The sequence below is a fragment of the Actinoplanes sp. NBRC 103695 genome, from assembly GCF_030269485.1.
Taxonomy (GTDB): domain Bacteria; phylum Actinomycetota; class Actinomycetes; order Mycobacteriales; family Micromonosporaceae; genus Actinoplanes.
In genome coordinates, this window is record NZ_BSTL01000026.1 from 81830 (window position 1) to 105232 (window position 23403).

The following is a 23403-nucleotide window of genomic DNA, read 5'->3' on the forward strand; positions in this document are numbered from 1 at the left end:
CCTCACCCCCACAACCGGTTCTCCAACGTCTGCCAGCGGTCCTGGTCGCCGCGCGGCTCATAGCGCCGGATCTGCTGAGTCTCCCGCAACACGGCCCGCAACGCCGGGAGGCCACCGTGCAGCACTCCGGCGGCGCGCGCCTGTACGAGCACGTTGCCCAGCGCGGTCGCCTCGACCGGCCCGGCGAGCACCGGCTTGCCGCACGCGTCCGCGGTCAGCTGGCACAGCAACTCGTTCCGGGCGCCGCCGCCGACGATGTGCACGACGTCGACCCGGCGGCCGGAGAGTGCGGCGGCCTCCCGCACCGCACGCCGATGCGCGAGCGCGAGGCTGTCCAGGATGCAGCGCACGATGGCGCCCCTGGCAGAACGAACGTTCCTTCCCGCTGTGAACAATGCGTCGGCGATCCGGCCGGGCATGTCGCCGGGCGGCAGGAACACCGGCTGGTCCACGTCGATCACCCCGGCGAACGGCTCGGCGTCCGCCGCCGCGGCCAGCAACCCGGCGAGATCCGAGTCGCCCCACTCGCGCTGGCACTCCTGCAGCAGCCAGAGCCCCATCACGTTGCGCAGGTAGCGGATCGTGCCGTCGACACCGCCCTCGTTGGTGAAGTTGGCCCGCCGGCTCTCCTCGGTGAGCACCGGCTCGTCGAGCTCCACGCCGACCAGGGACCAGGTGCCGCACGAGATGTAGGCGAAGTTCGGGCCGTCGGCGGGCACCCCGGCGACGGCCGAGGCGGTGTCGTGCGAGCCGACCGCGTACACCGGCGTGCCCTCGAACGACCCGATCACCGACCCCGGCTCGCGCAGCGGCGGCAGCAGCCCCGCGGCCAGGCCCAGCTCGTCGATCAGCCCGGTGGCCCACATGCCCGTGCGCACGTCGAGGAGCTGGGTGGTGGAGGCGTTGGTGAGTTCGGCGCCGACCTCACCCGTCATCCAGTACGCGATCAGGTCCGGGATGAGCAGCATCCGGTGGGCGAGCGGGGCCAGCGGCTCGGCCAGCAGCTGATAGACGGTGTTGAACGGCAGCTTCTGCAGCCCGGTCAACGCGTAGAGCTTGTCCTCCCCGATGGGCAGCGTCATGCCGTCGGTGCGCGCGTCGCGGTAGTGGACCGGGTTGCCGAGCAGCCGCCCGGCCTCGTCGATCAGCCCGTAGTCGACCGCCCAGCTGTCGATGCCGATGCCGTCCACCGGCCCCGCGGCGCGCAGGCCGTCCAGCACTCCGCGGTAGAGCCCGAGCACGTCCCAGTGCAGCGTGTCCCGCACCTTCACAGGCTCGTTCGGGAACCGGTGCGCCTCGGTCAGCACGAGTTTTTGAGAAGAGACGTCGCCGACCATGACGCGTCCCGAGGACGCGCCGAGGTCGACGGCGGCGAACCTCATCGCAAGCCGAGTCATCTCAAGAAGGCCGCTGCGACGCCGGCGTCGACCGGGATATGAAGGCCAGTGGTGTGCGACAGGTCCCCGGCGGTCAGCACGAAGACAGCGTTGGCCACATGCTCGGGCAGCACCTCGCGCTTGAGCAGGGTGCGCTGCGCGTAGTAGGCGCCCAGTTCCTCCTCGGGCACGCCGTAGACCGCCGCACGCTTGGCGCCCCAGCCGCCGGCGAAGATGCCGGAGCCGCGGACCACGCCGTCCGGGTTGATGCCGTTCACCCGGACACCATGCGCCCCGAGCTCGGCGGCCAGCAACCGGACCTGGTGCGCCTGGTCGGCCTTGGTGGCGCCGTACGCCACGTTGTTGGGCCCGGCGAACAGCGAGTTCTTGCTGGAGATGTAGACGATGTCGCCGCCCATGCCCTGGGCCACCAGCACCCGGGCGGCCTCCCGGGACACCAGGAACGAGCCCTTGGCCATCACGTCGTGCTGCAGGTCCCAGTCGGCCTCGGTGGTCTCCAGCAGCGGCTTGGAGATGGACAGCCCGGCGTTGTTGACGACCAGGTCGACGCCGCCGAACGCCAGCACCGCCTCCCGCAGCGCCGCCGCGACCGCCTCGCCCGAGGTGACGTCGGCGGTGACCGCGACCGCCTTGTCGGTGCCGCCGATCTCCTTCGCGACCGCGGCGGCCGTGTCGGCGTCCCGGTCGGCGACGACCACGCAGGCGCCCTCGGCGGCCAGCCGCAGCGCGATCGCCCGGCCGATGCCGGACCCGCCGCCGGTGACGAACGCGACGCGGGTGGCCAGCGGAGCCGGCTTGGGCATCCGCCGCAGCTTCGCTTCTTCGAGGGCCCAGTACTCGATGCGGAACTTCTCCGACTCGTCGATCGGGGCGTACGTGGAGATCGCGGTGGCGCCGGCCATCACGTTGATCGCGTTGACGTAGAACTCGCCGGCCACCCGGGCGGTCTGCTTGTCGGCGCCGAAGGAGAACATGCCGACGCCCGGCACCAGCACGATGGCAGGGTCGGCGCCGCGGATGGCGGGACTGTCCGGCGTGGCGTACCGGTCGTAGTAGGCCTGGTAGTCCTCGCGGTAGGCGGTGTGCAGCTCGCGCAGCCGGGCCTCGACCTCGTCCAGCGGCGCGTCCGGCGCGGTGTCCAGCACCAGCGGCTTGACCTTGGTCCGCAGGAAGTGGTCGGGGCAGGAGGTGCCCTTCCCGGCCAGCGCCGGCATCCCCTCGCGGCCCACGAAGTCGAGCACCACGCCGGTGTCGGTGTAGTGGCCGACCTGCGGGCGGTCCGTCGAGGCGAGGCCGCGGATCAGCGGGAAAAGGGCGGCCGCGCGTTCTCTTCTTCCTGGCAGCGGAGGATGCACCAGCGCGCCGAAGGGGTCCGGGCGGCCGTTGGCGGCGATCCACGCCGCGGCGGTGTCGATCATGAAGCGCGAGTTCGCCTCGCACTCGTCACTCGTGGCGCCCCACGCGGTGATGCCGTGGCCGCCGAGGATGACGCCGACGGCCTGCGGGTTGGCGCGCTGCACGGCGGCGATGTCCAGGCCGAGCTGGAAGCCGGGCCGGCGCCAGGGCACCCAGAGCACCCGGTCGCCGAAGATCTCCTTGGTCAGCTGCGGGCCGTCGGCGGCGGTGGCCAGCGCGATGCCCGCGTCGGGATGCAGGTGGTCCACGTGCGGGACGTCGACCAGGCCGTGCATGGCGGTGTCGATGGACGGCGCCGCGCCGCCCCGGCCGTGCAGGCAGTAGTCGAAGGCCGCCACCATCTCGTCCTCGCGGTCGATGCCCGGGTAGACCTCGGGCAGCGCGCGCAGGCGGTCGAGGCGGAGGGCGGCCAGGCCCTTCGCGGTCAGCGTGCCCAGATCGCCGCCGGAGCCCTTGACCCAGAGCAGCTCGACCGGGCCGCCGGTGACCGGATCGGTCTCCGAGCCCTTGGCCGAGGTGTTGCCGCCGGCGTAGTTCGTGGTCTTCGGGTCCGCCCCCAACCTGTTGCTGCGGGCCAGCAGATCGTCGACGACGGTCATCGATACCCCATCCGTGAAACGTTTCATGATGTTGCGCTCACGTTACGGGCGACGACAGGGACCGGTCAAGGCCCGATTTCAGTGCACGGCGGTCGACGCGCGCGCTATCAACTCGGGGGTGAAGATGGCCTGCTCGTGGACGTGCGCCGGGTTGGTCGCCTCGTCCAGGACCAGGTGCGCGGCGGCCCGGCCGAGCTCCTGCCGCGGCTGCCGCACCGAGGTCAGCGGCACCGCCGCGGCGGCCGCGAACTCGATGTCGTCGAAACCCACGATGGCCAGGTCCTCCGGCACCCGGCGGCCGGAGCCGATGGCCTGCTGGAGCAGCCCCAGCGCGACCAGGTCGTTGGCGCAGAACGCGGCGGTCGGGCGGCGGCGGACGGGCAGGCCGGCCAGCCTCTCCCCCGCCTCGCGGCCGTCCGCCACGGTGAGCGCGTCGGTCGGCAGGAACACCAGGTCCTCGGGCGGCAGACCGTTGTCGGCCCACACCTCACGGGCGCCCTGGAGACGCTCGCGCACCTGGCCGAGGGTGTCCGGCCCACCGGCGAAGGCGACCCGGGTGTGGCCGTTCTCGATCAGGTGCTCCACGGCGATCCGGCCGCCGTACACGTCGTCGACCGCGACCGAACAGAAACCGCTGTCGCGCACCCGGTCGACCACGACCACCGGGATGCCGCGCCGGCTGACCTCGCCGAGGAAGGCCGAGTCGGGGTCCACCGGGGTGATCAGGATGCCCTGCACGCGCTGCTGGAGCAGCCGGTCGAGGTGCATCTCCTCACGCGAGGCGCGGCCGTTGCTGTTGCAGATGAACAAGGAGAGCTCGGCGTCCTCGGCGGCGAGCTCGATGCCCTGCGCGACGTCATGGAAGAACGGGTTGCTGCCGTCCAGCATCACGTAGGCCAGGGTGCGACTGGTGCCGGCGCGCAGCTGGCGGGCCGACTCGTTGCGCACGAACCCCAGGTCGGCCATCGCCCGCTCGACCCGCTCGCGGGTCGCCGTCGCCACCATCTCGGGCCGGTTCATCACGTTGGACACCGTCCCGAGGGACACGCCCGCTGCGGCCGCCACGTCCTTCACCGAGGGTGCCTTGCCTACGACCACCTGTTGCTACCTCGAACTTCCTCTGCGTTTCACACAAGTTACGGGTTCGTTCTTGACACGTGTGATGGGGGCCACCTACGTTCGACCCTACGCCGACTGAAACATTTCAACAACTACCTCCGGAGGTGTCTGTGACGGCTACCCAGGCCGTGCTGGACGTCCTCGACGTCAGCAAGTCCTTCGGGGCTGTCGCGGCTGTTCAGGGCGTCAGTTTCCCCCTGTACGCGGGAGAGGTCCACGCGCTGGTCGGCGAGAACGGCGCCGGCAAGTCCACCATCGTCAAGATGCTGGCCGGCGTGCACCGGCCGGACACCGGGCAGCTCGTGGTGACCGGGGCTCCGGTCGACTTCGCCGGGCCGGGTGACGCCAAGGCGGCCGGCATCGCGGTGATCTACCAGGAGCCCACGCTCTTCCCCGACCTGTCCGTGGCCGAGAACATCGCGATGGGCAACCAGCCGCTGACCCGGCTGCGCCAGATCGACCGCAAGGCCATGCACGCCGCCGCGGCCAAGCTCTTCCAGCGGCTGGGCGTGCAGCTCGACCCGACCCGTCCGGCACGCGGCCTGAGCATCGCCGACCAGCAGATCGTCGAGATCGCCAAGGCGCTGTCCAGCGAGGCCCGGATCCTGGTGATGGACGAGCCGACCGCGGCGCTCTCCGGCGTCGAGGTGGAGCGCCTGTTCGCGGTGGTCCGGTCGCTGCGCGAGGAGGGCGCGGCGATCCTGTTCATCTCGCACCGCTTCGAGGAGATCACCCGGCTCTGCCAGCGGGTGACCATCATGCGCGACGGCAAGCACGTGTGCACCGATCTCGTCGCCGACCTCACCGTCGACGACATGATCCGCCGGATGGTCGGCCGCGACCTGAGCGCGCTCTTCCCCAAGCAGGACGTGCCGGCCGGCGACGTGGTGCTCGAGGTCGAGGGCCTGTCCCGCGAGGGCGTCTTCAAGGACGTCTCCTTCTCCGTACGCGCGGGCGAGATCGTCGCGCTCGCCGGTCTGGTCGGCGCCGGCCGTTCCGAGGTGATGCAGGCCGTGTTCGGCGTGGACCCGTACGACTCGGGCAGCGTCCGGTTCCTCGGCCGGCGGCTCAAGGCCGGCTCGCCCCGCGCCGCGATGGCCGCCGGCATGGCGCTGGTCCCCGAGGACCGCCGCCAGCAAGGCCTGGTGATGGAGCTGTCGATCGAGCGCAACGTGACGCTGCCACGGTCCCGCAAGCTCGCCCGGCTGGGGCTGCTGCTGGGCACGGCCGAGCGCGACGAGGCGTACACCTGGACCCGGAAACTGCAGACCAAGCTGGGCCGTCTCACCGACCCGGTGGGCACCCTCTCCGGCGGCAACCAGCAGAAGGTCGTCCTGGCCAAATGGCTGTCCACCGCGCCGAAGCTGCTGATCGTCGACGAGCCGACCCGCGGCATCGACGTCGGCACCAAGGCCGAGGTGCACCGGCTGATGTCGCAACTGGCCGCCGACGGGATGGCCGTCGTGATGGTCTCGTCCGAACTTCCCGAGGTGCTCGGCATGGCCGACCGCGTGGTGGTGCTCCGCGAGGGGCACGTGGCCGCCGAGCTGACCCGGGCCGAAGCCACCGAGGAGTCAGTCATGTACGCGGCCATGGGTCAGCAGGTGGCCGCGTCATGAGGGAACGAAGCGAGTTCATGATCGCTGGTTCTCGCTCATCCAACGCGGAGGGGCGGAAATGACCACGATGACCGTCAAGGCGCCGGCGATCGGGTCCTTCTTCAAGGCCCGCGAGCTCGGCATCGTGCTCGCGCTGGTCGCGCTGGTCGGGTACACCGCGATCGGCAACCCGCGCTTCCTGTCCGGGCAGAGCATCCGCGACATCCTGCTGAACACGGCCATCCTCGCGGTGATGGCGGCCGGCCAGGCGGTCGTGGTGATCACCCGGAACATCGACCTCTCGGTCGGCTCGGTGCTCGGCCTGAGCGCGTTCGCCGTGGCGACGATGATGAGCGCCAACCCGGACCTGCCGATGATCGTGGCGCTGCTGGCCGGCCTCGCGGTCGGCGCGGTCTGCGGCCTGCTCAACGGCGTGCTGGTCCGGTACGGCCGGGTGCCCGCCCTGGTGGTCACGCTGGGCACGCTGTACATCTACCGCGGCCTCGCCTACTCCTGGGCCGGCGGCTCGCAGGTCAACGCCGACGAGCTGCCCCGGCACTTCCTCAGCTTCGCCAACGACTCGCTGCTGGGCATCCCCTGGCTGGTGCTGATCGCGATCGTCGTGGTCGGCGGCGTCTCGCTGATGATGCGCAACTACCGGGTCGGCCGCGAGCTCTACGCGATGGGCTCCAGCCCGCCCGCCGCCGAACTGGCCGGCATCAAGGTGGCCCGCAACCTGCTGGGCGCGTTCCTGCTCAGCGGCGCGCTGGCCGGCCTGGCCGGGGTGCTGTTCGCGGCCCGCTTCGGCACGGTCGACGCGGCCGCCGGCACCGGCTACGAGCTGAACGTGGTGGCCGCGGTCGTGGTCGGCGGGGTGGCCGTCTTCGGCGGATCCGGCTCGGTCTGGGGCGCCGGACTGGGCGCGCTGCTGCTGACCGTGATCGGCAGCGCCCTGGCCGTGCTGGACATCAACCAGTTCTGGCAGCAGGCGATCGTCGGCGCCCTGATCGTCCTGGCCATCGGCGCCGACCGCCTGGTCGCGGTCCGCCTGGCCCGCTCGCTCCGGAAGAGGGACTCCCATGTCTGAGCTGCGCAGGCCCGGATCGAGGCGGGCACTGGGTTGGGACTCCATCATCGTCGCGCTGACGGTGGTCGTCCTGATCATCGCCTCCTTCGCCGTGGAGAACTTCGGCACCAGCCGGAACTTCACCTTCCTGGCCCTCGACCTGCTCCCGATCGCGCTGGTCGCCCTGCCGATGACGTTCATCATCGTGACCGGCGAGATCGACCTGTCGGTGGCCAGCACGCTGGGCTTCACCAGCGCGCTGATGGGCACGTTCTGGACACACGGCCTGAGCATCGAGACGATCATCCCGCTCTGCGTGGTGATCGGCGCGATCCTCGGCGCGGTGAACGGCTTCCTGGTCACCGGCCTAGGCCTGCCGTCGCTCGCGGTCACCATCGGCACGCTGGCGTTCTACCGCGGCCTGGCCCTGGTGGTGCTCGGCGACGGCGCGGTGGCCGACTTCCCGGCCGCCTACACCGGCTGGGTCACCGGGAACATCGGTGGCGGCTCGATCCCGAACGTACTCATCCTGCTCGTGATCCTGGCCCTGATCTTCGGCGTCATCCTGCACGCCACGCCGTTCGGCCGCTCGCTCTACGCTATCGGCGCGAACGCCCAGGCCGCGCACTTCTCCGGCATCCGGGTGGCCAGGACCAAATTCTGGCTGTACGTGGTCAGCGGCGCCGTGGCCGGCCTCGTCGGGGTGCTGTGGACGTTGCGGTACTCCAGTGCCCGTGCCGACAACGGCGCCGGGCTGGAACTCGCGGTCGTCGCGGCCGTCCTGCTCGGCGGCGTCTCCATCTTCGGCGGCAAGGGCACGCTGCCCGGCGTCCTGGCCGGCGTGGTGCTGCTCGCCGCCCTGCAGAACGCGCTGCGCCTGGAGGACGTCTCCGGCCAGGCGCTCAACATCGTCACCGGTGTCCTGCTGGTGGCCTCGGTCCTCCTGCCCAACATCATCACCTCGATCCGCACCACCTGGCAGCGGCGTCGTCTCCGATCCGCCGCCGCTCACTGAGAACGAATCCCCTCCAGTCAGGAGCTTGAAGATGAGCAACTCCACACGCCGCCGCGTCCTCGCCGCGGCCGCGGCCTCGGTCGCGCTGTTCAGCGCCGCCGCCTGTAGCGGCGGCACCACGCGGGACAACCAGGGCGACGCCGGCGCCGCGCCGTCGAGCGGCGCCAGCGCCGACCCGAACGCGAAGCTGAAGGAGGGCATCAAGATGGCCTTCCTGCCCAAGCAGCTGAACAACCCGTACTCCGACGTGGAGACCAGCGGCGGCAAGGTCGCCATCGACGAGCTCAAGGGCGAGTACAAGCTGGTCGGCCCGAACGACGCCAGCGCCTCCTCGCAGGTCAGCTACATCAACACGCTGATCCAGCAGCAGCAGGACGTGATCGCGATCGCGGCCAACGACCCGAACGCGGTCTGCCCGTCGCTGAAGCAGGCCAAGGCGGCCGGCATCAACATCGTCGGCTTCGACTCGGACGCCGCCAAGGAGTGCCGCGACGTCTTCATCAACCAGGCCACCACCCAGGGCATCGGCGAGAGCCTGGTGAAGATGGCCAACGAGCTGGCCGGCGGCGAGGGCGAGATCGCCATCCTGTCCGCCACGCCGAACGCCACGAACCAGAACGCCTGGATCGACGTCATGAAGACCGAGCTGGCCAAGCCGGAGAACAGCAAGCTCAAGCTGGTCAAGACCGCGTACGGCAACGACGACGACCAGAAGTCGTTCCAGGAGGCCCAGGGCCTGTTGCAGTCGTACCCGAACCTCAAGGTGATCGTCTCGCCGACCACGGTGGGCATCGCCGCGGCGAGCCGCTACGTGAGCAGCTCCAGCTTCAAGGGCAAGGTCCAGGTCACCGGCCTCGGACTGCCGAACCAGATGCGCCAGTACGTGAAGGACGGCACCGTCAAGAAGTTCGCCCTGTGGAACCCGGCGGACATCGGTTACCTGGCCGCGTTCGCGGGTGTCGCTCTCGCCTCCGGCCAGATCACCGGCGCCGAGGGTGAGAAGTTCAAGGCCGGTAAGCTCGGTGACTACACGATCGGCAAGGACGGCGAGATCGTGCTCGGCCCGCCGACCGAGTTCACTCCCGAGAACATCGACCAGTTCAAGTTCTGAGTCCCGTTCACCGCGATGCCACGATACTGCTTCGAACTCCGGGTCCGCCCCGAGCGGATGGCGGAGTACGTGGAGCGGCACCAGGCCGTGTGGCCCGAGATGCAGGACGCACTTCGGGCCACCGGCTGGCGCAACTACTCGCTCTTCCTCCGCGACGACGGGCTGCTGATCGGCTACGTCGAGGCGGACGATCTCGGGGCGTCCCAGGCGGCGATGGAGGCGCTGGACGTCAACACCCGCTGGCAGGCCGAGATGGCGGAGTTCTTCGACGGCACCACGCCGGCGGAGGGCTTTCCGCTGCTCACAGAAGTCTTTCATTTGGAGTTGTGATGACCGACGTCAAACGCGCTCTCGCCGCACAGCGCATCGAGACCCCGTCCTGGGCCTTCGGCAACTCGGGCACCCGCTTCAAGGTGTTCGCCCAGGCCGGCGTGCCCCGCTCCCCGGAGGAGAAGATCGCGGACGCGGCGGTCGTGCACAGGTTCACGGGTGTCGCACCGACGGTCGCCCTGCACATCCCGTGGGACAAGGTGGACGACTACGCGGCGCTGTCCGCGTACGCGCAGGAGCAGGGTGTCGAGCTCGGCGCCATCAACACCAACGTCTTCCAGGACGACGACTACAAGCTGGGCTCGGTCACCAACCCCGACCCGGGCATCCGCCGCAAGGCCACCGACCACCTGCTCGAGGCCGTGGACATCATGGACGCCACCGGCTCGCGGGACCTGAAGCTGTGGTTCTCCGACGGCATCAACTACCCCGGCCAGGACGACCTGCGCAACCGGCAGGACCGGCTGCACGCGGCGCTGCGCGAGGCGTACGACCGGCTCACCGGCGACCAGCGCATCCTGCTGGAGTACAAGCTGTTCGAGCCGGCCTTCTACGCCACCGACGTCCCCGACTGGGGCACGTCGTACGCGCACTGCATCGAGCTCGGCGAACGGGCCACCGTCTGCATCGACACCGGCCACCACGCGCCCGGCACGAACATCGAGTTCATCGTCGCGTTCCTGCTCCGCCAGGGAAAGCTCGGCGCCTTCGACTTCAACAGCCGGTTCTACGCCGACGACGACCTGATGGCCGGCGCCGCCGACCCGTTCCAGCTGTTCCGCATCATGTACGAGATCGTCCGCGGCGGCGCGCTCGACCCGGCGTACGGCATCAATTTCATGCTCGACCAGTGCCACAACATCGAGGCGAAGATCCCGGCGATCATCCGTTCGGTGATGAACATCCAGGAGGCCACCGCCAAGGCCCTGCTGATCGACCGGGACGCGCTGACCAAGGCACAGAACGACGGCGACGTGCTCGAGGCGAACGCGGTGCTGATGGACGCCTACAACACCGACGTGCGGCCGCTCCTCGGCGAGGTCCGCGCCGACGCCGGGCTCGACCCGAATCCGGTCGCCGCCTACAAGCGCAGCGGCTACCAGGAGAAGATCGTCGCCGAGCGCGTCGGCGGCGAGCAGGCCGGCTGGGGCGCCTGACCCGGCTCCTGGGTGATAAGTGCCCGGCCGAGGCCTAGCCGGACGTCCGCGCGTTGGCGGTGAGGCGGTCCAGGGCGGCGAGGACATCGTTGCCCGCCGCCGACGCGGTGGACAGCTGCCGGGTGATCTCGGCCAGCACGGCGGCCTGCTCCTCCACCGACGCGGCGATGGCCACCTGAACCTCGTTGATCTCGGCGACGGCCGAGGTGGTGGAGGCGAAACCGGACGCCGCCGCCTCGGTCTGGCCGGTGATCGCGTCGATGACCGCGGTCACCTTGCTCGCCGAGTCCGCGGTCTCGTTCGCCAGCTGCTTGACCTCGCTGGCCACGACGGCGAAGCCCTTGCCCAGTTCGCCGGCCCGGGCCGCCTCGATGGTGGCGTTCAGCGACAGCAGGTTGGTCTGTCCGGCCAGCTGGGCGATGAACGCGTTGACCTCGGCGATCTCGCCCACCGAGGACTGCAGGCCGACCATCCGCTCGGTGGCGCCGGCGGCGACCTCGCGCCCGGACTGACCGATCCCGGCAGCGTGGTTGGAACGTTCAGCGATGTCCCGGACGGCCGCGGACATCTGCGACAACTCCCGGTCCACCGCGGCGACCGCGTCGATGGCCTGGCGCGCGCCGGTGGCGACCTGCGCGGCGTCCTGGGCGATCCGGGCCGCGTCCTCGACCGCCTTGGCCGCCCGCACCCGCTCGGCGTCCATCTCGCGCCGCTTCGCCGCCTGGTCGAGGTCGTCGAGCTCGTGGCGGGCCCGCTCGGCCTCCGCGGTCTGGTTCTCGGCCTCCCGCTCCACCTGCTCGGCGAAGTGCCAGAAGAACAGGATCCCGACGATCTCCAGGATCAGGGCGGAGGCGTGGATGGCGACCATGCCGAGCGCGTCCCGGTGGCTGGTGTGCATGCCGAAGGCGTGCTCGGGGCTGACCAGGCCGACCACCGCGTGGTGCACGACCACGACGAGGACCGAGGCGATCAGCGGCGCCCACGACTGGTAGAGGGCGACCAGGATCAGGATGGCGTAGAGGTGCAGGTGCGCGTCGACCCGGCCGCCGGACAGCTCGATCAGCACGAACGTCGACCCGATCAGCCCGAGAGCGGCCAGGCCCGCGCGCACCGGCGGGGACGTGGCCATGGTCGCGCCGAAGGCCACCAGGGCGACGACGAGGGGCAACGCGAGCGCCTCCCAGGCCGGTTGCGGGCCGAACAGGCCGACCGCCAGCAGGAAGGGCACATGCAGCCAGAGCACCCGGGACACCACGCGGTGCCGGGCGACCCAGGACTCGGGGGACAGCCGTGCGCCGCGGGGCAGACGCTGAGCGAGGGTCGTCACACAATGAAGAATCGGCCACCGTAGGCCCGCCCTGAGAAATTTCGGGTACCTGTTCGACGGAGATCGAAGGGCTTGTGTGCGATGCCGCACAGGTATTGACTTGTTCCTATGCGATGGAACCGGGTCACCGCGGCCGTCGGCGCCTTTCTCCTGCTGTCGATCACCGCTTGCGGAAATAACCGGACCGAGGGCGGGAACGGGCTGGAGAAGAAGTCGATCACCGTTGCCGCGCTGCCGCTGCTCGACGTCGTCGCGCTGCATATCGCGCAGGAACGGAAACTGTTCGAGGCCGAGGGTCTCGACGTGACGATCGAGCCTGTCGCGCAGAGTCTGGCGGCCCTGCCCGCGCTCAAGAACGGCCAGATCGACGTGATCGCCGGCGGCAATTACGTGACCTTTCTGCAGGCACATCAGAAGGCCACGATGAAACTGCGCGTGCTGGCCCCGGCCGCCGCCGTCGCGCCGAAATTCCTGCAGCTCGTGGTGCTTCCCGATGCGCCGATCACCACGGCGGCCGACCTTTCCGGCAAGACCGTCGCGGTGAACATCCTGAACAACATCCAGTCGTTGACCTTCGCCGAGCTGCTCAAGGCGGACAACGTCGATCCGGCGAGCGTGAAATACCGCGCCGTGCAGTTCCCGCTGATGGACAAGGCGCTGGCCAACCGGGACGTGGACGCGGTGCTGACCGCCGAGCCGTTCGGCACCGTGATCACCGGCAGGCTGCCCGCCCGGATGGCCCTGGACGCGGGGACGGGCCCGGTCGCAGGCCTGCCGATCAGCGGCTACCTGTCGACCGACGAGTGGACCACGAAGAACCCGAAGTCCGCGGCCGCCTTCCAACGGGCGATCATGAAGGGCCAGGCGCTGGCCACCGGCGACCGCTCGCTGGTCGAGCGGCTGCTGCCCGGATACGCCAAGGTCGACGCGGCCACCGCCAGGAGCGCGCAGTTGCCCGGCTACCCCACCGCGAACGACGTCGCGGGGATCCAGCGCCTCGCCGACCTGATGACCGCGCAACGCCTGCTTCCCGGGCCGATCGACGTCAAGACCGTGATGTTCACCCCGCCGGCCGCATGATCACTCACTCCGCCAGGCCGCCACGCGGGCCGGTCGCATGATCACCCGCTCCGGCCGGCTGCTCCGCGGGCTGGCCGGGGTGGCGGCCGCGATCGCGCTCAGCGAGCTGCTCGCCGCGACCGGCGCGATCCCCCGCGAGTTCCTGCCGCCCGCCTCGGCCGTGCTGGCCCGGGCGGCCCGGCTGCCCGCCGAGCCGGACTTCCTCACCGACCTGGCCACCACGCTGACCGCCTGGGCCGTCGGGCTCGCCCTGGCCGTGGCGATCGGCGTGACGCTCGGCCTGCTGCTCGGCGGCGTCCCGGCGATCGGCGCCGCACTGCGACCGGTGCTCGAGTTCCTCCGGCCGATCCCGTCGGTGGCGCTGATCCCGCTGGTCAGCCTGATCCTCGGCGCCGGGATGACGACCGAGGTCACGCTGATCGTCTACGCCGCGGTGTGGCCGGTGCTGTTCAACACGATCTACGGGCTGGGCGAGGTGGATCCGGCGCCGAAGGACACGCTGCGGGTCTTCGCCTTCGGGCGGGCCCAGGTGATGTGGCGGGTGTCGCTGCCCGCCGCCGCGCCGTTCATCGCCACCGGCGTCCGCCTGGCCGCGGCGGTCGGGCTGATCCTGGCGGTCGGCAGCGAGATCCTCGCCGGGTTCGGCGACGGGCTGGGCGTGTTCATCGCGCAAGCCCAGCAGGCGGTGGCCGGAACCCTGGACGTGCTGGCCGGCACGGTGTGGGCGGGCACGATCGGCCTGCTGGTGAACGCGGCGCTGGCCGGTGGCGAGCGACGCCTCTTCGGGTGGCACGCGCGATGAAGTGGGTGGCGTCCCTGCTGATCGTGGCCGCTTGGGAGGCCGCCGCCCGGCGTACCCGGGATGTGTTCTTTCCACCGCCCTCGGCGATCGTCTCGCGGATGCACGAGCTGTGGTTCAGCGGACCTCACGTGCTGACCACCGGCGCGACGGAGAACCTGCTGCCCAGCCTGGGCCGGATGGCCGCGGGCCTGGCCCTCGCCGCCCTGGCCGGGGTCGGGCTCGGGCTCGCGCTGGGCCGTTCCGTTCGCACCATGGCCTACCTGGACCCGCTGCTCCAGTTCGCCCGGGCCATCCCGCCGCCCACCCTGGTGCCGGTCTTCATCGTGCTGATGCACCTGGGCTCGCCCATGCAGATCGCGTCGATCGCGGCCGGCGCGGTCTGGCCGATCCTGCTCAACACCGCCGACGGCGCCCGCTCGGTGGATCCGGTGCAGATCGCCACCGCGCGGGTGTTCCGGGTCGGCGCCGCCGCCCGGCTGGGCCGGATCATCCTGCCCTCGGCGCTGCCCAAGATCTTCGCCGGGCTGCGGCTGAGCCTGTCGCTGGCGCTGATCCTGATGGTCTTCTCCGAGCTGCTGCCGGGCACCGCGAACGGGATCGGGTTCCAGCTCACCGACGCGCAGAGCCGGTCCGACCTGCCCACGGTGTGGTCGGCGATCGTGCTGCTCGGCGTGCTCGGCTACCTGCTCAACACGCTGCTGCTCGTGGTGCAACGCCGCGCGCTGCGACGGCATCGGAGGTCTTGAATGGACGTACGCGACGGTGTCTTCGAATTCCTTCGCCGGCAGGGCGTCGACACGATCTTCGGCAACCCCGGGTCGACCGAGATCCGGATGCTGCGGGACTTCCCGGTGGATTTCACGTACGTGCTGGCGCTGCAGGAGTCGATCGCGGTGGCGGCCGCGGCCGGACACGCCATCGGCAGCGGGGTCGCCGGGGTGGTTCAGCTGCACTCGGCCGGCGGCGTGGGGCACGGGCTGGGCGCGGTTTTCAACGCGTACCGCGACCGGGTGCCTCTGCTCGTGATCGCCGGGCAGCAGACCCGGGCGATGCTGACTACCCGGCCGTTCCTGTCCGCCGACGAGCCGGCCACGTTCCCCCGGCCGTACGTGAAGCTGGCCGTGCAGCCCGACCGGGCCGAAGATGTGCCGGTCGCGGTGGCCGAGGCGTACCGGACGGCGATGACCCCGCCCCGCGGTCCGGTCTTCGTCTCGGTGCCGGAGGACGACTGGGACCGGCCCGCCGACCTGGTGCACGACCGCCACCTGCACACCGACTACACCGCGAGCCCGGCCGCGCTGGCCGACGTGGCGGCGGCTCTGAACGGGGCCCGCCGACCGGCGATGGTGATCGGCGCCGGCGTGGACGAGGACGACGCCCAGGAACTCGCGGTCGAGCTGGCCGAACGGGTCACCGCCGCGGTCTGGCTCACGCCCCTCTCCGCGCGGTCCGGCTTCCCCGAGGACCACCGGCTGTTCCAGGGCTTCCTGCCGCCGGTCCGCGACCAGATCACCCGGGCGCTGGACGGCCACGACGTGGTGCTGGCCGTGGGCGGGCCGATCTTCAAGTACCACGTGCACACCGACGGCCCGGTAGTGCCGCCCGCGGCGCGGCTCTTCACACTGGACTGCGACCCGGCGCAGGCGGCCTGGGCGCCCGATGGAACGAACGTTCTCTCCACTGTGAACAGCGGACTGAGCTCCCTGCTGGACCTGGTGGAGAAGCGCCTCCGGGCCGAGCCGCCACCCCGGCCCCGCCCCGAGCCGGCGCCCCGCCGCGACCCGATCGCTCCGGAACTGGCCATCGACACGCTGCGGGCACTGGTCCCCTCGGACGCCGTGGTGGTCGAGGAGATCCCGAGCCACCGCGAGGCGTTCCATGCCCGCTTCCCGATCACCCGGCCGGGCGGCTTCCTGACCACCGGCAGCGGCGCGCTCGGCTGGGGGCTGCCGCTCGCGGTCGGCCGGGCGCTCGCCGGGGACCGCGACGAACGGGTGGTCTGCGTGGTCGGCGACGGTTCCAGCATGTACTCGATCCAGGCACTGTGGACGGCGGCGCGGCACCGGGCGCCGGTCACGTTCGTGGTGCTCAACAACCGGGGGTACGAGGCGGTGAAGCAGCTGGGCCGCCGGCTGGGCACCAGCGAGCTGGTCGGCACCGACCTCCCGCACATCGACTTCGTCCAGGTCGCGGCCGGTCTGGGCTGCCCCGGGGCGCGGGTGGCCGATGCCGCCTCGCTCGCCCGCGAGCTGAACACCGCGCTGGCCGCCGAGGGCCCGTACCTGCTGGAGATCCCGGTCATCGAGGGCACCGCGTCGGCCTATGCTTGAGATCAAGGGCTTCGGTCATGCGTACGACGGGCACACCGTCCTGCACGACGTGCACCTGAGCGTGGCCGACGGCGAGCTCGTCAGCATCGTCGGCCCGTCCGGCTGCGGCAAGTCCACGCTGCTGCGCTGCGTCGCCGGGCTGATCCCGCCCGATCGGGGCACGATCCACGCCGACGGGGTGCCGGACAGCGTGGCGATCGTGCTACAGGAATACGGGCGCTCGCTGCTGCCGTGGTTGACCGTACTCGAGAATGTGGTCCTGCCTCTGCGCAAGGCGACCGATCGCCGCGCGCTCGCCCTCGACGCCCTCGAGCAGGTCGGTCTGGCGGACGCCGCGCGCAAGCACCCGTGGCAGCTCTCCGGCGGCATGCAGCAGCGGGTGTCGATCGCCCGGGCCCTCGCCTACCGGCCCCGCCTGCTGCTGATGGACGAGCCGTTCGGGTCGGTGGACGCGCAGACCCGCGAGGACCTGGAGGATCTGCTGCTCGAGGTGCGCGGCGACGCCATGACGATCCTGTTCGTCACGCACGACATCGACGAGAGCGTCTACGTCGGCGACCGCGTGGTGGTGCTCGGCGGCTCCCCCGCGACCGTGCTGGCCGACCTGCCGGTGCGCCTCGGCCCCGGCCGCGACCAGATCACCACCCGCGAGCAGCCCGAGTTCGTCAAGCTGCGCGCGGAGGTGGGCCGCCTGGTCCGCAACCGTTCCCAGTAGCGCCCCCGCCGAGTCTCCCGGGCGACCGCTCACCCTCGTTGCCGCCGCTCCCGCCCGGCGCGGGGTCGAGCCAGGGCTGCCAGGCGCCCGGGTGCCCACTCACCCTCGCTGCCGCCGCTCGCCCCCGGCGCGGGACCGAACCAGGGCCGCCACGCGCCCGGGTGCCCACTCACCCTCGCTGCCGCCGCTCCCGCCCGGCGCGGGACCGAACCAGGGCCGCCACGCGCCCGGGTGCCCACTCACCCTCGCTGCCGCCGCTCGCGGCCGTGGCCGGGCGCGGCCGGTGGTAGGAGCAGGCGCAAGTGGTGGGACCAGGCAACAGTGGTGGGACAGAGCGGCATTCGGCCCGAAATACCGCGCTGAGCTACCACGGTCCGCGAGAGTGGGAGGCAGGAGCGGTCGTGGTGGGCCGGATAGCGCCCGGTCCTACCACCGACCGCGACGATGGTCGGCCAGGGCGTTCGTGGCGGGACGTCCAGGACCGAGACCGCCTTCGGCTACCACCGTCGGACCGGGCTACCACCGTCGAACCCGGCTACCACCGTCGAGCGGGCATCCCCGGCCGCCTGGCACACCCGGCGCGAAGAGTCTTTGACGGTCAGGCGTAGAAGCGCTGGATGCTCTGGGCCACGCACACCGGCTTGGGCGAGCCCTCCGCCTCCACGGTGAAGTCGAAGACCGCCTGGACGCCGCCGTCGACCGGCTCGACGCTGACCACGGTGCCGCGCATCCGGATCCGCGAGCCGACCCGCACCGGCGCCGGGAAACGCACCCGGTTGAGGCCGTAGTTGATGCCCATCGCAATGCCCTTGACCTGCAGCAACTGCGCGAAGAGCGGGATCACCAGGGACAACGTGAGGAAGCCGTGCGCGATCGTGCCCTGGAACGGCCCGGCCGCGGCCCGCTCGGCGTCCAGGTGGATCCACTGGTGGTCGCCGGTGGCGTCGGCGAAGGTGTTCACCCGCTCCTGGTCGACTGCCATCCACTCGGTGGCGCCCAGGTCTTTGCCCGCGAGCGCGCTCACCTCGTCGAGGCCGTTGGCGACGATGGTCATGCTGTCGTCCCTTCGATAGTCCCTACAACCAGCCGGGCAGCTCCGGCCGCGCGCCGTGCAGGTCGTCGCCGGCCGTACGTCCGGTCAGCCAGGCGGCGACCGCGGCGGGCGTTCCGGACACCGTCGGTGACCCGTCACCAACGGTCCAGGTGTGCTCCCCCGCCTCGATCCGGACCGACGGGCCCGTCATGGACCCGGTCACGTCGCCGATCAGCTCGACGAGGAAGTCCGCGGGGAAGTTGCCGAACGTGATCCCGGTGCCCAGGTCGGCCTGGTGCACCCAGACCTCGCGGGACCGCATCCAGAGCACCTCGGCGCCCCGGATCAGCCGGCCCTGCCGGGTGCGGACCTCGCCCTGCCACGCCTCGGCCGGCATCTCCGCCACCCGCTTGGCGAACCGCTCGGCGGACCGCAGCAGGTCGGCGCGCAGCTCGGCGGCGGGCAGTTTCGCGCCGCGCTCGATGTCGCCGTCCCGCTGCTCCGGGCCGGAGTACATCGGGGTCTCCACCCCGGTGCGCGCCCACTCGAGCAGGTTGATCAGGGCGTCGGCGTTGCGGGCCAGGTGCGCCACCACGTGCGCCCGGGTCCAACCCGGCAGGGCCGAGGGTTCCCGGAGCTGCTCGTCTGTCAGCCCTGCGACGGCCGCCAGGAACAGTGCTGTGCCCTCCCGGGCCCATTCCTCACTCCATGCGCGAGACACACCGGGATTCTACGGGCCGACCTATTGTTGGCCGAGTGAAGATCGTCTCCACCGAGGTGCTGGACATCGCCTACCTCGAGACCGGGTCACCCGACGGGGCGCCGGTCGTGCTGCTGCACGGCTTCCCGTACGACGTCCGCGGCTACGCCGGGGTCGCGCCGCCCGGCGCCCGCGTCATCGTGCCCTTTCTGCGTGGCTTCGGCCCGACGCGGTTCCGGTCGCCGGACACGATGCGCTCCGGCCAGCAGGCGGCGCTCGGCCACGACCTGCTCCAGCTGCTCGACGCGCTCGGCATCGCCCGGGCGGTCGTCGGCGGCTATGACTGGGGCGGCCGGGCGGCCTGCGTCGTGGCGGCCCTGCACCCCGAGCGCGTGACCGGCCTGGTCACCGTGGGCGGCTACAACATCCAGGACATCGCCGCCTCGGCCGCCGAGCCCGAGTCGCCCGCCCGGGAGAAGGCGAAGTGGTACCAGCACTACTTCCGGTCCGAGCTCGGCCGGCGCGGCCTGGAGCAGCACCGGGAGGAGCTGTGCCGCACGCTGTGGCGGGACTGGTCGCCGACCTGGGAGCGGGTGGACGAGGAGTTCGCGAGGACCGCGCCCAGCCTGCACAACCCGGACTTCGTCGACGTGGTCGTCCACTCCTACCGGCATCGGTACGGCGACGTGCCGGGCGACCCGCGCTACGCCGGGATGGAGGAGCGGCTGGCCCGGCGCCCTCCGATCACGGTCCCGGCCGTCTCCCTCGCACCGGACTCCGACGGCTTCGTCGTCAACACCCCCGACGACGGGCGGGAACAGTTCACCGGCCCGTTCCGCGGTCACGTGCTGACGTCGGTCGGGCACAACCCGCCCCAGGAACAGCCGGCGTCCTTCGAGGCCGCGATCAGCTCCTTGCTGTCCGGGGGGATCTGACGAGAAAAGTGGGCATAACGGCCCGCAGCGGAGACAATGTTTCGGCGTGGTTCACAACTCGTGGCCGATCGACATCGGTTGACGGTCAACGGCTCTTGGCGGAGGGTTCCGGGGTGGACGACAACTGGCCACAGGCGGGGACACTGCTCTCCCAGCGATATCGGCTGGCGGAGCGGCTGGCCACCGGCGGCATGGCGGAGATCTGGCGTGCGGACGACGAGCTGCTCGGCCGGGCCGTCGCGCTCAAGCTGCCCACCCCGCGTGCCGCCGAGATGCTGCATCAGGCGTGGACCGAGGCGCGCACCACCGCCCGGCTCTCGCATCCGCACATCGCGGCCGTGCACGACTACGGCGAGTCGCCCCGGCCGGACGGATCCCTGGCCCCGTTCGTGGTGATGGAGCTGCTGGACGGCGAGTCGCTGGCCGCACGGCTCACCGGCGGGCCGCTGCCCTGGACGGAGGCGGCCCGGATCGGCGTGCAGGTGGCGTCTGCGCTGGCCGCCGCCCATGCGCACAGCGTCGTGCACCGTGACATCAAGCCGGGCAACGTGATGCTCACGCCGACCGGGACGAAGATCCTGGACTTCGGGATCAGCGCGGTGACGGGGGCGCCGGACGACGACGAGACCGGCGCGACGTTCGGAACGCCGGCGTACGTGGCGCCGGAACGACTGGACGGCCGTCCGGCGGAACCGGCCACCGACGTCTACGCGCTCGGCGCCGTGCTGGTCGAGATGATCACGGGCGAGCCGCCGTACCCGGTGGACACCTGGGAGGAACTCGCCGCCGCGCGCGCCGCCGGCCCGGGCGAGCTGCCGGACGACGTGCCCGGGGATCTCCGCGACCTGGTCCAGCGCTGCCTCACCGACGACCCGGCCAAGCGGCCGCCGGCCGACGAGGTCCGCGACAGCCTGACCGCTCTGGTCCGCGACGTCGAACCGGCCCCACCGCCGGAGCGTGGCCCGTTCGCGGCCGGGCGGGCGCCGGCGCACACGGTGCCGATCGTCCGGCCGGCCGGACGGTCCGCGGGCCGCATCGCCGTGGTGGTGGCGCTGCTCGCCGCGGCCGGCGTCGCCGTGGTGATCGGCTCCTGGTCGAACCCGGGGGACGACGACCGCGCGGAACCGGCGCCCGCGCCGCCGGCCACCGCGACGGCCTCGCCCGAGCCGGCCGTGACGTTCACGGTCACCGTGGAGCCCTCGGACAGCCCGCCGCCCGCGGTTGCGTCGAAGGGCCTGAACGCCGCGGTGCGCGACGTGACCGCGGCGGTCGAGGAGGGCCGTTCGGCCGGACGGATCCGCGAGGACGTGGCCGTCGACCTGCTCAATCTGCTCCAGCAGCTGAACGACGCGCCGTCCGCCGAGGTCCCCGGCCGGGTCGACGCGCTCCGGCAGAAGATCCGCCAGCGCATCGGCGAGAACGGCCTGGACGCGGCCCAGGCCGACGTCCTCCAGGCCCGCCTCGACGAGGTCAAGGACGCCTGAGCCCAGGTTCAGGCTGAGCCGCGGGGCACCAGCCGGGTGCTGAGAACCACCTGCTGCGGGTCCGGGTCGGAACCGTCGATCTTGGCGAGCAGGAGCCGGACCATCTCCTCGCCCATCTCCTCGATCGGCTGGTGCACGCTGGTCAGGCCGGGATCGGTGTGCCCGGCGATGGCCGAGTCGTCGAAGCCGATCATCGCCACGTCGGCGGGCACCCGCAGACCACGCTCGCGGAGCACGCGCATGGCGCCGGCGGCCATCAGGTCGGAGGCGGCGAAGACGGCGTCCAGGTCGGGGTGGCGTTCCAGCAGCAGTCGCATGGCCGCCTCGCCGCTCTCCTCGCTGAAGTCGCCGATCGCCACCACGCCGGGGCCGAGCACGTCGCGGTAGCCGGCCAGCCGTGCCACGCCGGGGGCCATGTCCTGCGGGCCGGCGATCGCGGCGATCCGGCGGCGGCCGCGCACCCGCAGGTACTCGATCGCGGCCCGGGCGCCGCCGCGGTTGTCCGCGTCGACGAAGGTCTGGCTGCCGACCGGGCCGGTGGGGCGTCCGGCGCGGACCGTGGCGACGCCGCGCTCCTCCAGCTTGGCGGGCAGCGCGTCGTCGCCGTGCAGGGACAGCAGCAGGGCGCCGTCCACGTGCTGGCGGGTGAGGAAGCCCTCGACCCGGTGCCGTTCCTCCGGCGACTGGGCGATCATCAGCAGCAGCTGGAGGTTGCGGCCGACCAGCGCGGAGGAGATGGACTGCACGATGCGGCCGAAGAAGGGCTCGGCGAAGAACCGCCGGCCGGACTCGAAGATAACCAGCGCGATCGAGTCGGTACGCTGGGTGACCAGCGTCCGGGCGGCGCGGTTCGGCACGTACCCCAGCTCCGCGATAGCGCTCTCCACGGCGCGGCGGGCGGCCGCGCTGACCTTGTCCGAGCCGTTCACGACCCGGGAGACCGTGCCCCGGCCCACGCCCGCGTGGCTGGCGACCTGGTCCAGTGTCGGCCGCCCCGAGGCGCGGCTGCGTTCCGTCGTCATGCTCCCCCGCCTGCCCTACCCGGTGGTTGTAGCTGCACAAGCTACAACCACCCGGGTAGGGAATGGATCACGCGGGCATGCACATCAGTTCGTTGAGCGCCGCCGGGGCGGTGCCGTTCGCGAGGAAACCGATCGTTGCCGTGCCTCTGGCGGCCAAGGAGCCGTTCCAGGTCTCGTTGGTGATGGTGACCAGTGAGCCGGCCGAGGTCTGGCGCCCGTTCCAGGCCTGGGTCACGGTCTGCGTGCCGGGCCAGGTCCAGTGCACCATCCAGCCGTTCAGCGCGGAGTCGCCGGCTCGTACCGTGATCTGGCCCTGGAAACCGCCGCCCCACGAGCTGGTGACCGCGTACGCGGCGTCGCACGAACCCGACGGGGGCTCGCCCGGCTCGGTCGGGTCCTCGCCGCCGGGCGGGGGCAGGGTGCTGTCGCCGACGCCGGTCACCTCGCCGTTACCGCCGTCGAAGACGACGTCCGAGCAGCCGTAGAAGGTCTCCTGGCTGTCCGAGCGAGACCACACCGAGTAGATCAGGTGCCGCCCGGTCTTGCCGCTGGGCAGCATCGCGTTCCACGAGTAGCGGCCCTCCGCGGTGCCCGGCCCGCCGGTCGACGACGGGTTGACCACCTGCGAGAAGGGCGTGGACTCCAGGTCGCTCCAGGCCAGCGGGCGGGTCGGGCTCCACGAGTCCTTGGTGATGTAGAGCGAGAACGTGCCCGGGTGCTTGGCCCAGTTGTTGTAGTCGAAGCGCATGCTCGCGCCGGAGGTCAGGTGGGTGACCGGCCAGTCGGTGCGGGCCAGGTTGAAGCCGGTGAAGTTGTAGGGGCCGCCGGTACCGCCGCTGCACGGCTGACCGTCCGGGATGAAGCCGCTGGTCCGGCCGCCGCCGTCGGAGCGCAGCACGGCGAACCAGTTGTACAGCGACGTGGCGCCGCTCTGCGCGACCGCGGCCGCGCAGGCGGGGTTCTTGGGATTGATCGCGCCGGTCGAGTCGAGGCCGTCCAGCCAGCAGAGGTACGTGCGGCTGCCCGGCGCCATCATCGCGCCGTGCGCCTCGGCGGGTTGGGAGGTCAGGGCGACCAGCCCGGTCGTGGCGGCGAGCACGGCCGCCGCCGCGAACGAGACCCAGCGTCCTCGTTTCATATGAGTCCTCCGTAGAAAGGAAAATCTGG

The 23403-nt window shown here is 71.5% G+C and carries 20 protein-coding genes and 1 pseudogene; 13 read left to right on the forward strand and 8 right to left on the reverse strand.

Annotated features, from left to right (window positions below):
* Nucleotides 1-2: 2 nt before the first annotated feature.
* From QSK31_RS36715 to QSK31_RS36725, 3 genes are all read right to left on the reverse strand, one after another.
* Nucleotides 3-1397: a rhamnulokinase gene (locus QSK31_RS36715; protein ID WP_285689300.1), complete on the reverse strand. Its 1395-nt coding sequence runs from the start codon at nt 1395-1397 to the stop codon at nt 3-5.
* Nucleotides 1394-3412, reverse strand: a complete 2019-nt coding sequence (locus QSK31_RS36720; protein WP_285689301.1) for a bifunctional aldolase/short-chain dehydrogenase — start codon at nt 3410-3412, stop codon at nt 1394-1396. The genes QSK31_RS36715 and QSK31_RS36720 overlap by 4 nt, the downstream gene beginning before the upstream one ends.
* Nucleotides 3413-3490: 78 nt before the next feature.
* Complete coding sequence (locus QSK31_RS36725; RefSeq protein ID WP_285689302.1) at nt 3491-4510, reverse strand: LacI family DNA-binding transcriptional regulator; 1020 nt, start codon at nt 4508-4510, stop codon at nt 3491-3493.
* A 131-nt stretch (nt 4511-4641) separates the two neighbouring features.
* Between QSK31_RS36725 and QSK31_RS36730 the strand changes: the two genes are divergently transcribed.
* The 6 genes from QSK31_RS36730 to rhaI are packed head-to-tail and all read left to right on the forward strand — an operon-like array spanning nt 4642 to nt 10808.
* Nucleotides 4642-6150 carry a sugar ABC transporter ATP-binding protein gene (locus QSK31_RS36730; RefSeq protein WP_285689303.1) on the forward strand — a complete coding sequence of 503 codons (1509 nt, stop codon included), beginning with the start codon at nt 4642-4644 and terminating at the stop codon, nt 6148-6150.
* A 58-nt stretch (nt 6151-6208) separates the two neighbouring features.
* The gene (locus QSK31_RS36735) at nt 6209-7216 is read left to right on the forward strand and encodes an ABC transporter permease (protein ID WP_285689304.1); all 1008 of its coding nucleotides are present in this window, start codon (nt 6209-6211) and stop codon (nt 7214-7216) included.
* On the forward strand, nt 7209-8210 hold the full coding sequence (locus QSK31_RS36740; RefSeq protein ID WP_285689305.1) for an ABC transporter permease: 1002 nt from the start codon (nt 7209-7211) through the stop codon (nt 8208-8210). The genes QSK31_RS36735 and QSK31_RS36740 overlap by 8 nt, the downstream gene beginning before the upstream one ends.
* Before the next feature lie 31 nt (nt 8211-8241).
* Nucleotides 8242-9321: a rhamnose ABC transporter substrate-binding protein gene (rhaS, locus tag QSK31_RS36745; protein WP_285689306.1), complete on the forward strand. Its 1080-nt coding sequence runs from the start codon at nt 8242-8244 to the stop codon at nt 9319-9321.
* A 15-nt stretch (nt 9322-9336) separates the two neighbouring features.
* The gene (locus tag QSK31_RS36750; protein ID WP_285689307.1) at nt 9337-9651 is read left to right on the forward strand and encodes an L-rhamnose mutarotase; all 315 of its coding nucleotides are present in this window, start codon (nt 9337-9339) and stop codon (nt 9649-9651) included.
* Nucleotides 9651-10808 carry an L-rhamnose isomerase gene (gene rhaI / locus QSK31_RS36755; protein ID WP_285689308.1) on the forward strand — a complete coding sequence of 386 codons (1158 nt, stop codon included), beginning with the start codon at nt 9651-9653 and terminating at the stop codon, nt 10806-10808. Before QSK31_RS36750 ends, rhaI begins: the two co-directional genes overlap by 1 nt.
* A gap of 34 nt (nt 10809-10842) precedes the next feature.
* Here the strand turns inward: rhaI and QSK31_RS36760 are convergent, their stop codons facing one another.
* A complete protein-coding gene (locus tag QSK31_RS36760; RefSeq protein ID WP_285689309.1) occupies nt 10843-12135 on the reverse strand; it encodes a methyl-accepting chemotaxis protein in 1293 nt (430 codons plus the stop codon).
* Nucleotides 12136-12243: 108 nt separating this feature from the next.
* Here QSK31_RS36760 and QSK31_RS36765 point away from each other — a divergent pair, with 108 nt between their 5' ends.
* The 5 genes from QSK31_RS36765 to QSK31_RS36785 are packed head-to-tail and all read left to right on the forward strand — an operon-like array spanning nt 12244 to nt 17062.
* Nucleotides 12244-13215: an ABC transporter substrate-binding protein gene (locus QSK31_RS36765; protein WP_285689310.1), complete on the forward strand. Its 972-nt coding sequence runs from the start codon at nt 12244-12246 to the stop codon at nt 13213-13215.
* Nucleotides 13216-13252: 37 nt separating this feature from the next.
* A complete protein-coding gene (locus tag QSK31_RS36770) occupies nt 13253-14017 on the forward strand; it encodes an ABC transporter permease (RefSeq protein ID WP_285689311.1) in 765 nt (254 codons plus the stop codon).
* Nucleotides 14014-14763: an ABC transporter permease gene (locus QSK31_RS36775; RefSeq protein ID WP_285689313.1), complete on the forward strand. Its 750-nt coding sequence runs from the start codon at nt 14014-14016 to the stop codon at nt 14761-14763. Before QSK31_RS36770 ends, QSK31_RS36775 begins: the two co-directional genes overlap by 4 nt.
* Nucleotides 14764-16347, forward strand: coding sequence for a benzoylformate decarboxylase (gene mdlC, locus QSK31_RS36780; RefSeq protein WP_285689314.1), 1584 nt, complete (start codon nt 14764-14766; stop codon nt 16345-16347).
* Nucleotides 16340-17062 carry an ABC transporter ATP-binding protein gene (locus QSK31_RS36785; RefSeq protein WP_285689315.1) on the forward strand — a complete coding sequence of 241 codons (723 nt, stop codon included), beginning with the start codon at nt 16340-16342 and terminating at the stop codon, nt 17060-17062. The genes mdlC and QSK31_RS36785 overlap by 8 nt, the downstream gene beginning before the upstream one ends.
* Before the next feature lie 598 nt (nt 17063-17660).
* Here QSK31_RS36785 and QSK31_RS36790 read toward each other — a convergent pair.
* Both QSK31_RS36790 and QSK31_RS36795 read right to left on the reverse strand, forming a co-directional pair.
* Nucleotides 17661-18116, reverse strand: coding sequence for a MaoC family dehydratase (locus QSK31_RS36790; protein ID WP_285689316.1), 456 nt, complete (start codon nt 18114-18116; stop codon nt 17661-17663).
* 22 nt (nt 18117-18138) lie between these two features.
* Nucleotides 18139-18816, reverse strand: coding sequence for a maleylpyruvate isomerase family mycothiol-dependent enzyme (locus QSK31_RS36795; protein WP_285689317.1), 678 nt, complete (start codon nt 18814-18816; stop codon nt 18139-18141).
* Nucleotides 18817-18851: 35 nt separating this feature from the next.
* Here QSK31_RS36795 and QSK31_RS36800 point away from each other — a divergent pair, with 35 nt between their 5' ends.
* Nucleotides 18852-19730, forward strand: a complete 879-nt coding sequence (locus tag QSK31_RS36800) for an alpha/beta hydrolase (protein WP_285689318.1) — start codon at nt 18852-18854, stop codon at nt 19728-19730.
* 113 nt (nt 19731-19843) lie between these two features.
* On the forward strand, nt 19844-21214 hold the full coding sequence (locus QSK31_RS36805; protein ID WP_285689319.1) for a serine/threonine-protein kinase: 1371 nt from the start codon (nt 19844-19846) through the stop codon (nt 21212-21214).
* An 8-nt stretch (nt 21215-21222) separates the two neighbouring features.
* Here QSK31_RS36805 and QSK31_RS36810 read toward each other — a convergent pair whose 3' ends face one another.
* Together QSK31_RS36810 and QSK31_RS36815 are read right to left on the reverse strand one after the other, a co-directional pair.
* Nucleotides 21223-22236, reverse strand: coding sequence for a LacI family DNA-binding transcriptional regulator (locus tag QSK31_RS36810; protein ID WP_285689320.1), 1014 nt, complete (start codon nt 22234-22236; stop codon nt 21223-21225).
* Between the two features lie 67 nt (nt 22237-22303).
* Nucleotides 22304-23399: pseudogene (locus QSK31_RS36815) on the reverse strand (lytic polysaccharide monooxygenase auxiliary activity family 9 protein).
* Nucleotides 23400-23403: the final 4 nt, after the last annotated feature.

Coding starts and splice junctions, on each gene's coding strand:
- QSK31_RS36715 (WP_285689300.1), bottom strand. CDS start 1,397: ATGACTCGGCTTGCGATGAGGTTCGCCGCCGTCGACCTCGGCGCGTCC.
- QSK31_RS36720 (WP_285689301.1), bottom strand. CDS start 3,412: ATGACCGTCGTCGACGATCTGCTGGCCCGCAGCAACAGGTTGGGGGCG.
- QSK31_RS36735 (WP_285689304.1), top strand. CDS start 6,209: ATGACCACGATGACCGTCAAGGCGCCGGCGATCGGGTCCTTCTTCAAG.
- QSK31_RS36740 (WP_285689305.1), top strand. CDS start 7,209: ATGTCTGAGCTGCGCAGGCCCGGATCGAGGCGGGCACTGGGTTGGGAC.
- rhaS (WP_285689306.1), top strand. CDS start 8,242: ATGAGCAACTCCACACGCCGCCGCGTCCTCGCCGCGGCCGCGGCCTCG.
- QSK31_RS36750 (WP_285689307.1), top strand. CDS start 9,337: ATGCCACGATACTGCTTCGAACTCCGGGTCCGCCCCGAGCGGATGGCG.
- rhaI (WP_285689308.1), top strand. CDS start 9,651: ATGACCGACGTCAAACGCGCTCTCGCCGCACAGCGCATCGAGACCCCG.
- QSK31_RS36765 (WP_285689310.1), top strand. CDS start 12,244: ATGCGATGGAACCGGGTCACCGCGGCCGTCGGCGCCTTTCTCCTGCTG.
- QSK31_RS36770 (WP_285689311.1), top strand. CDS start 13,253: ATGATCACCCGCTCCGGCCGGCTGCTCCGCGGGCTGGCCGGGGTGGCG.
- QSK31_RS36775 (WP_285689313.1), top strand. CDS start 14,014: ATGAAGTGGGTGGCGTCCCTGCTGATCGTGGCCGCTTGGGAGGCCGCC.
- mdlC (WP_285689314.1), top strand. CDS start 14,764: ATGGACGTACGCGACGGTGTCTTCGAATTCCTTCGCCGGCAGGGCGTC.
- QSK31_RS36785 (WP_285689315.1), top strand. CDS start 16,340: ATGCTTGAGATCAAGGGCTTCGGTCATGCGTACGACGGGCACACCGTC.
- QSK31_RS36790 (WP_285689316.1), bottom strand. CDS start 18,116: ATGACCATCGTCGCCAACGGCCTCGACGAGGTGAGCGCGCTCGCGGGC.
- QSK31_RS36810 (WP_285689320.1), bottom strand. CDS start 22,236: ATGACGACGGAACGCAGCCGCGCCTCGGGGCGGCCGACACTGGACCAG.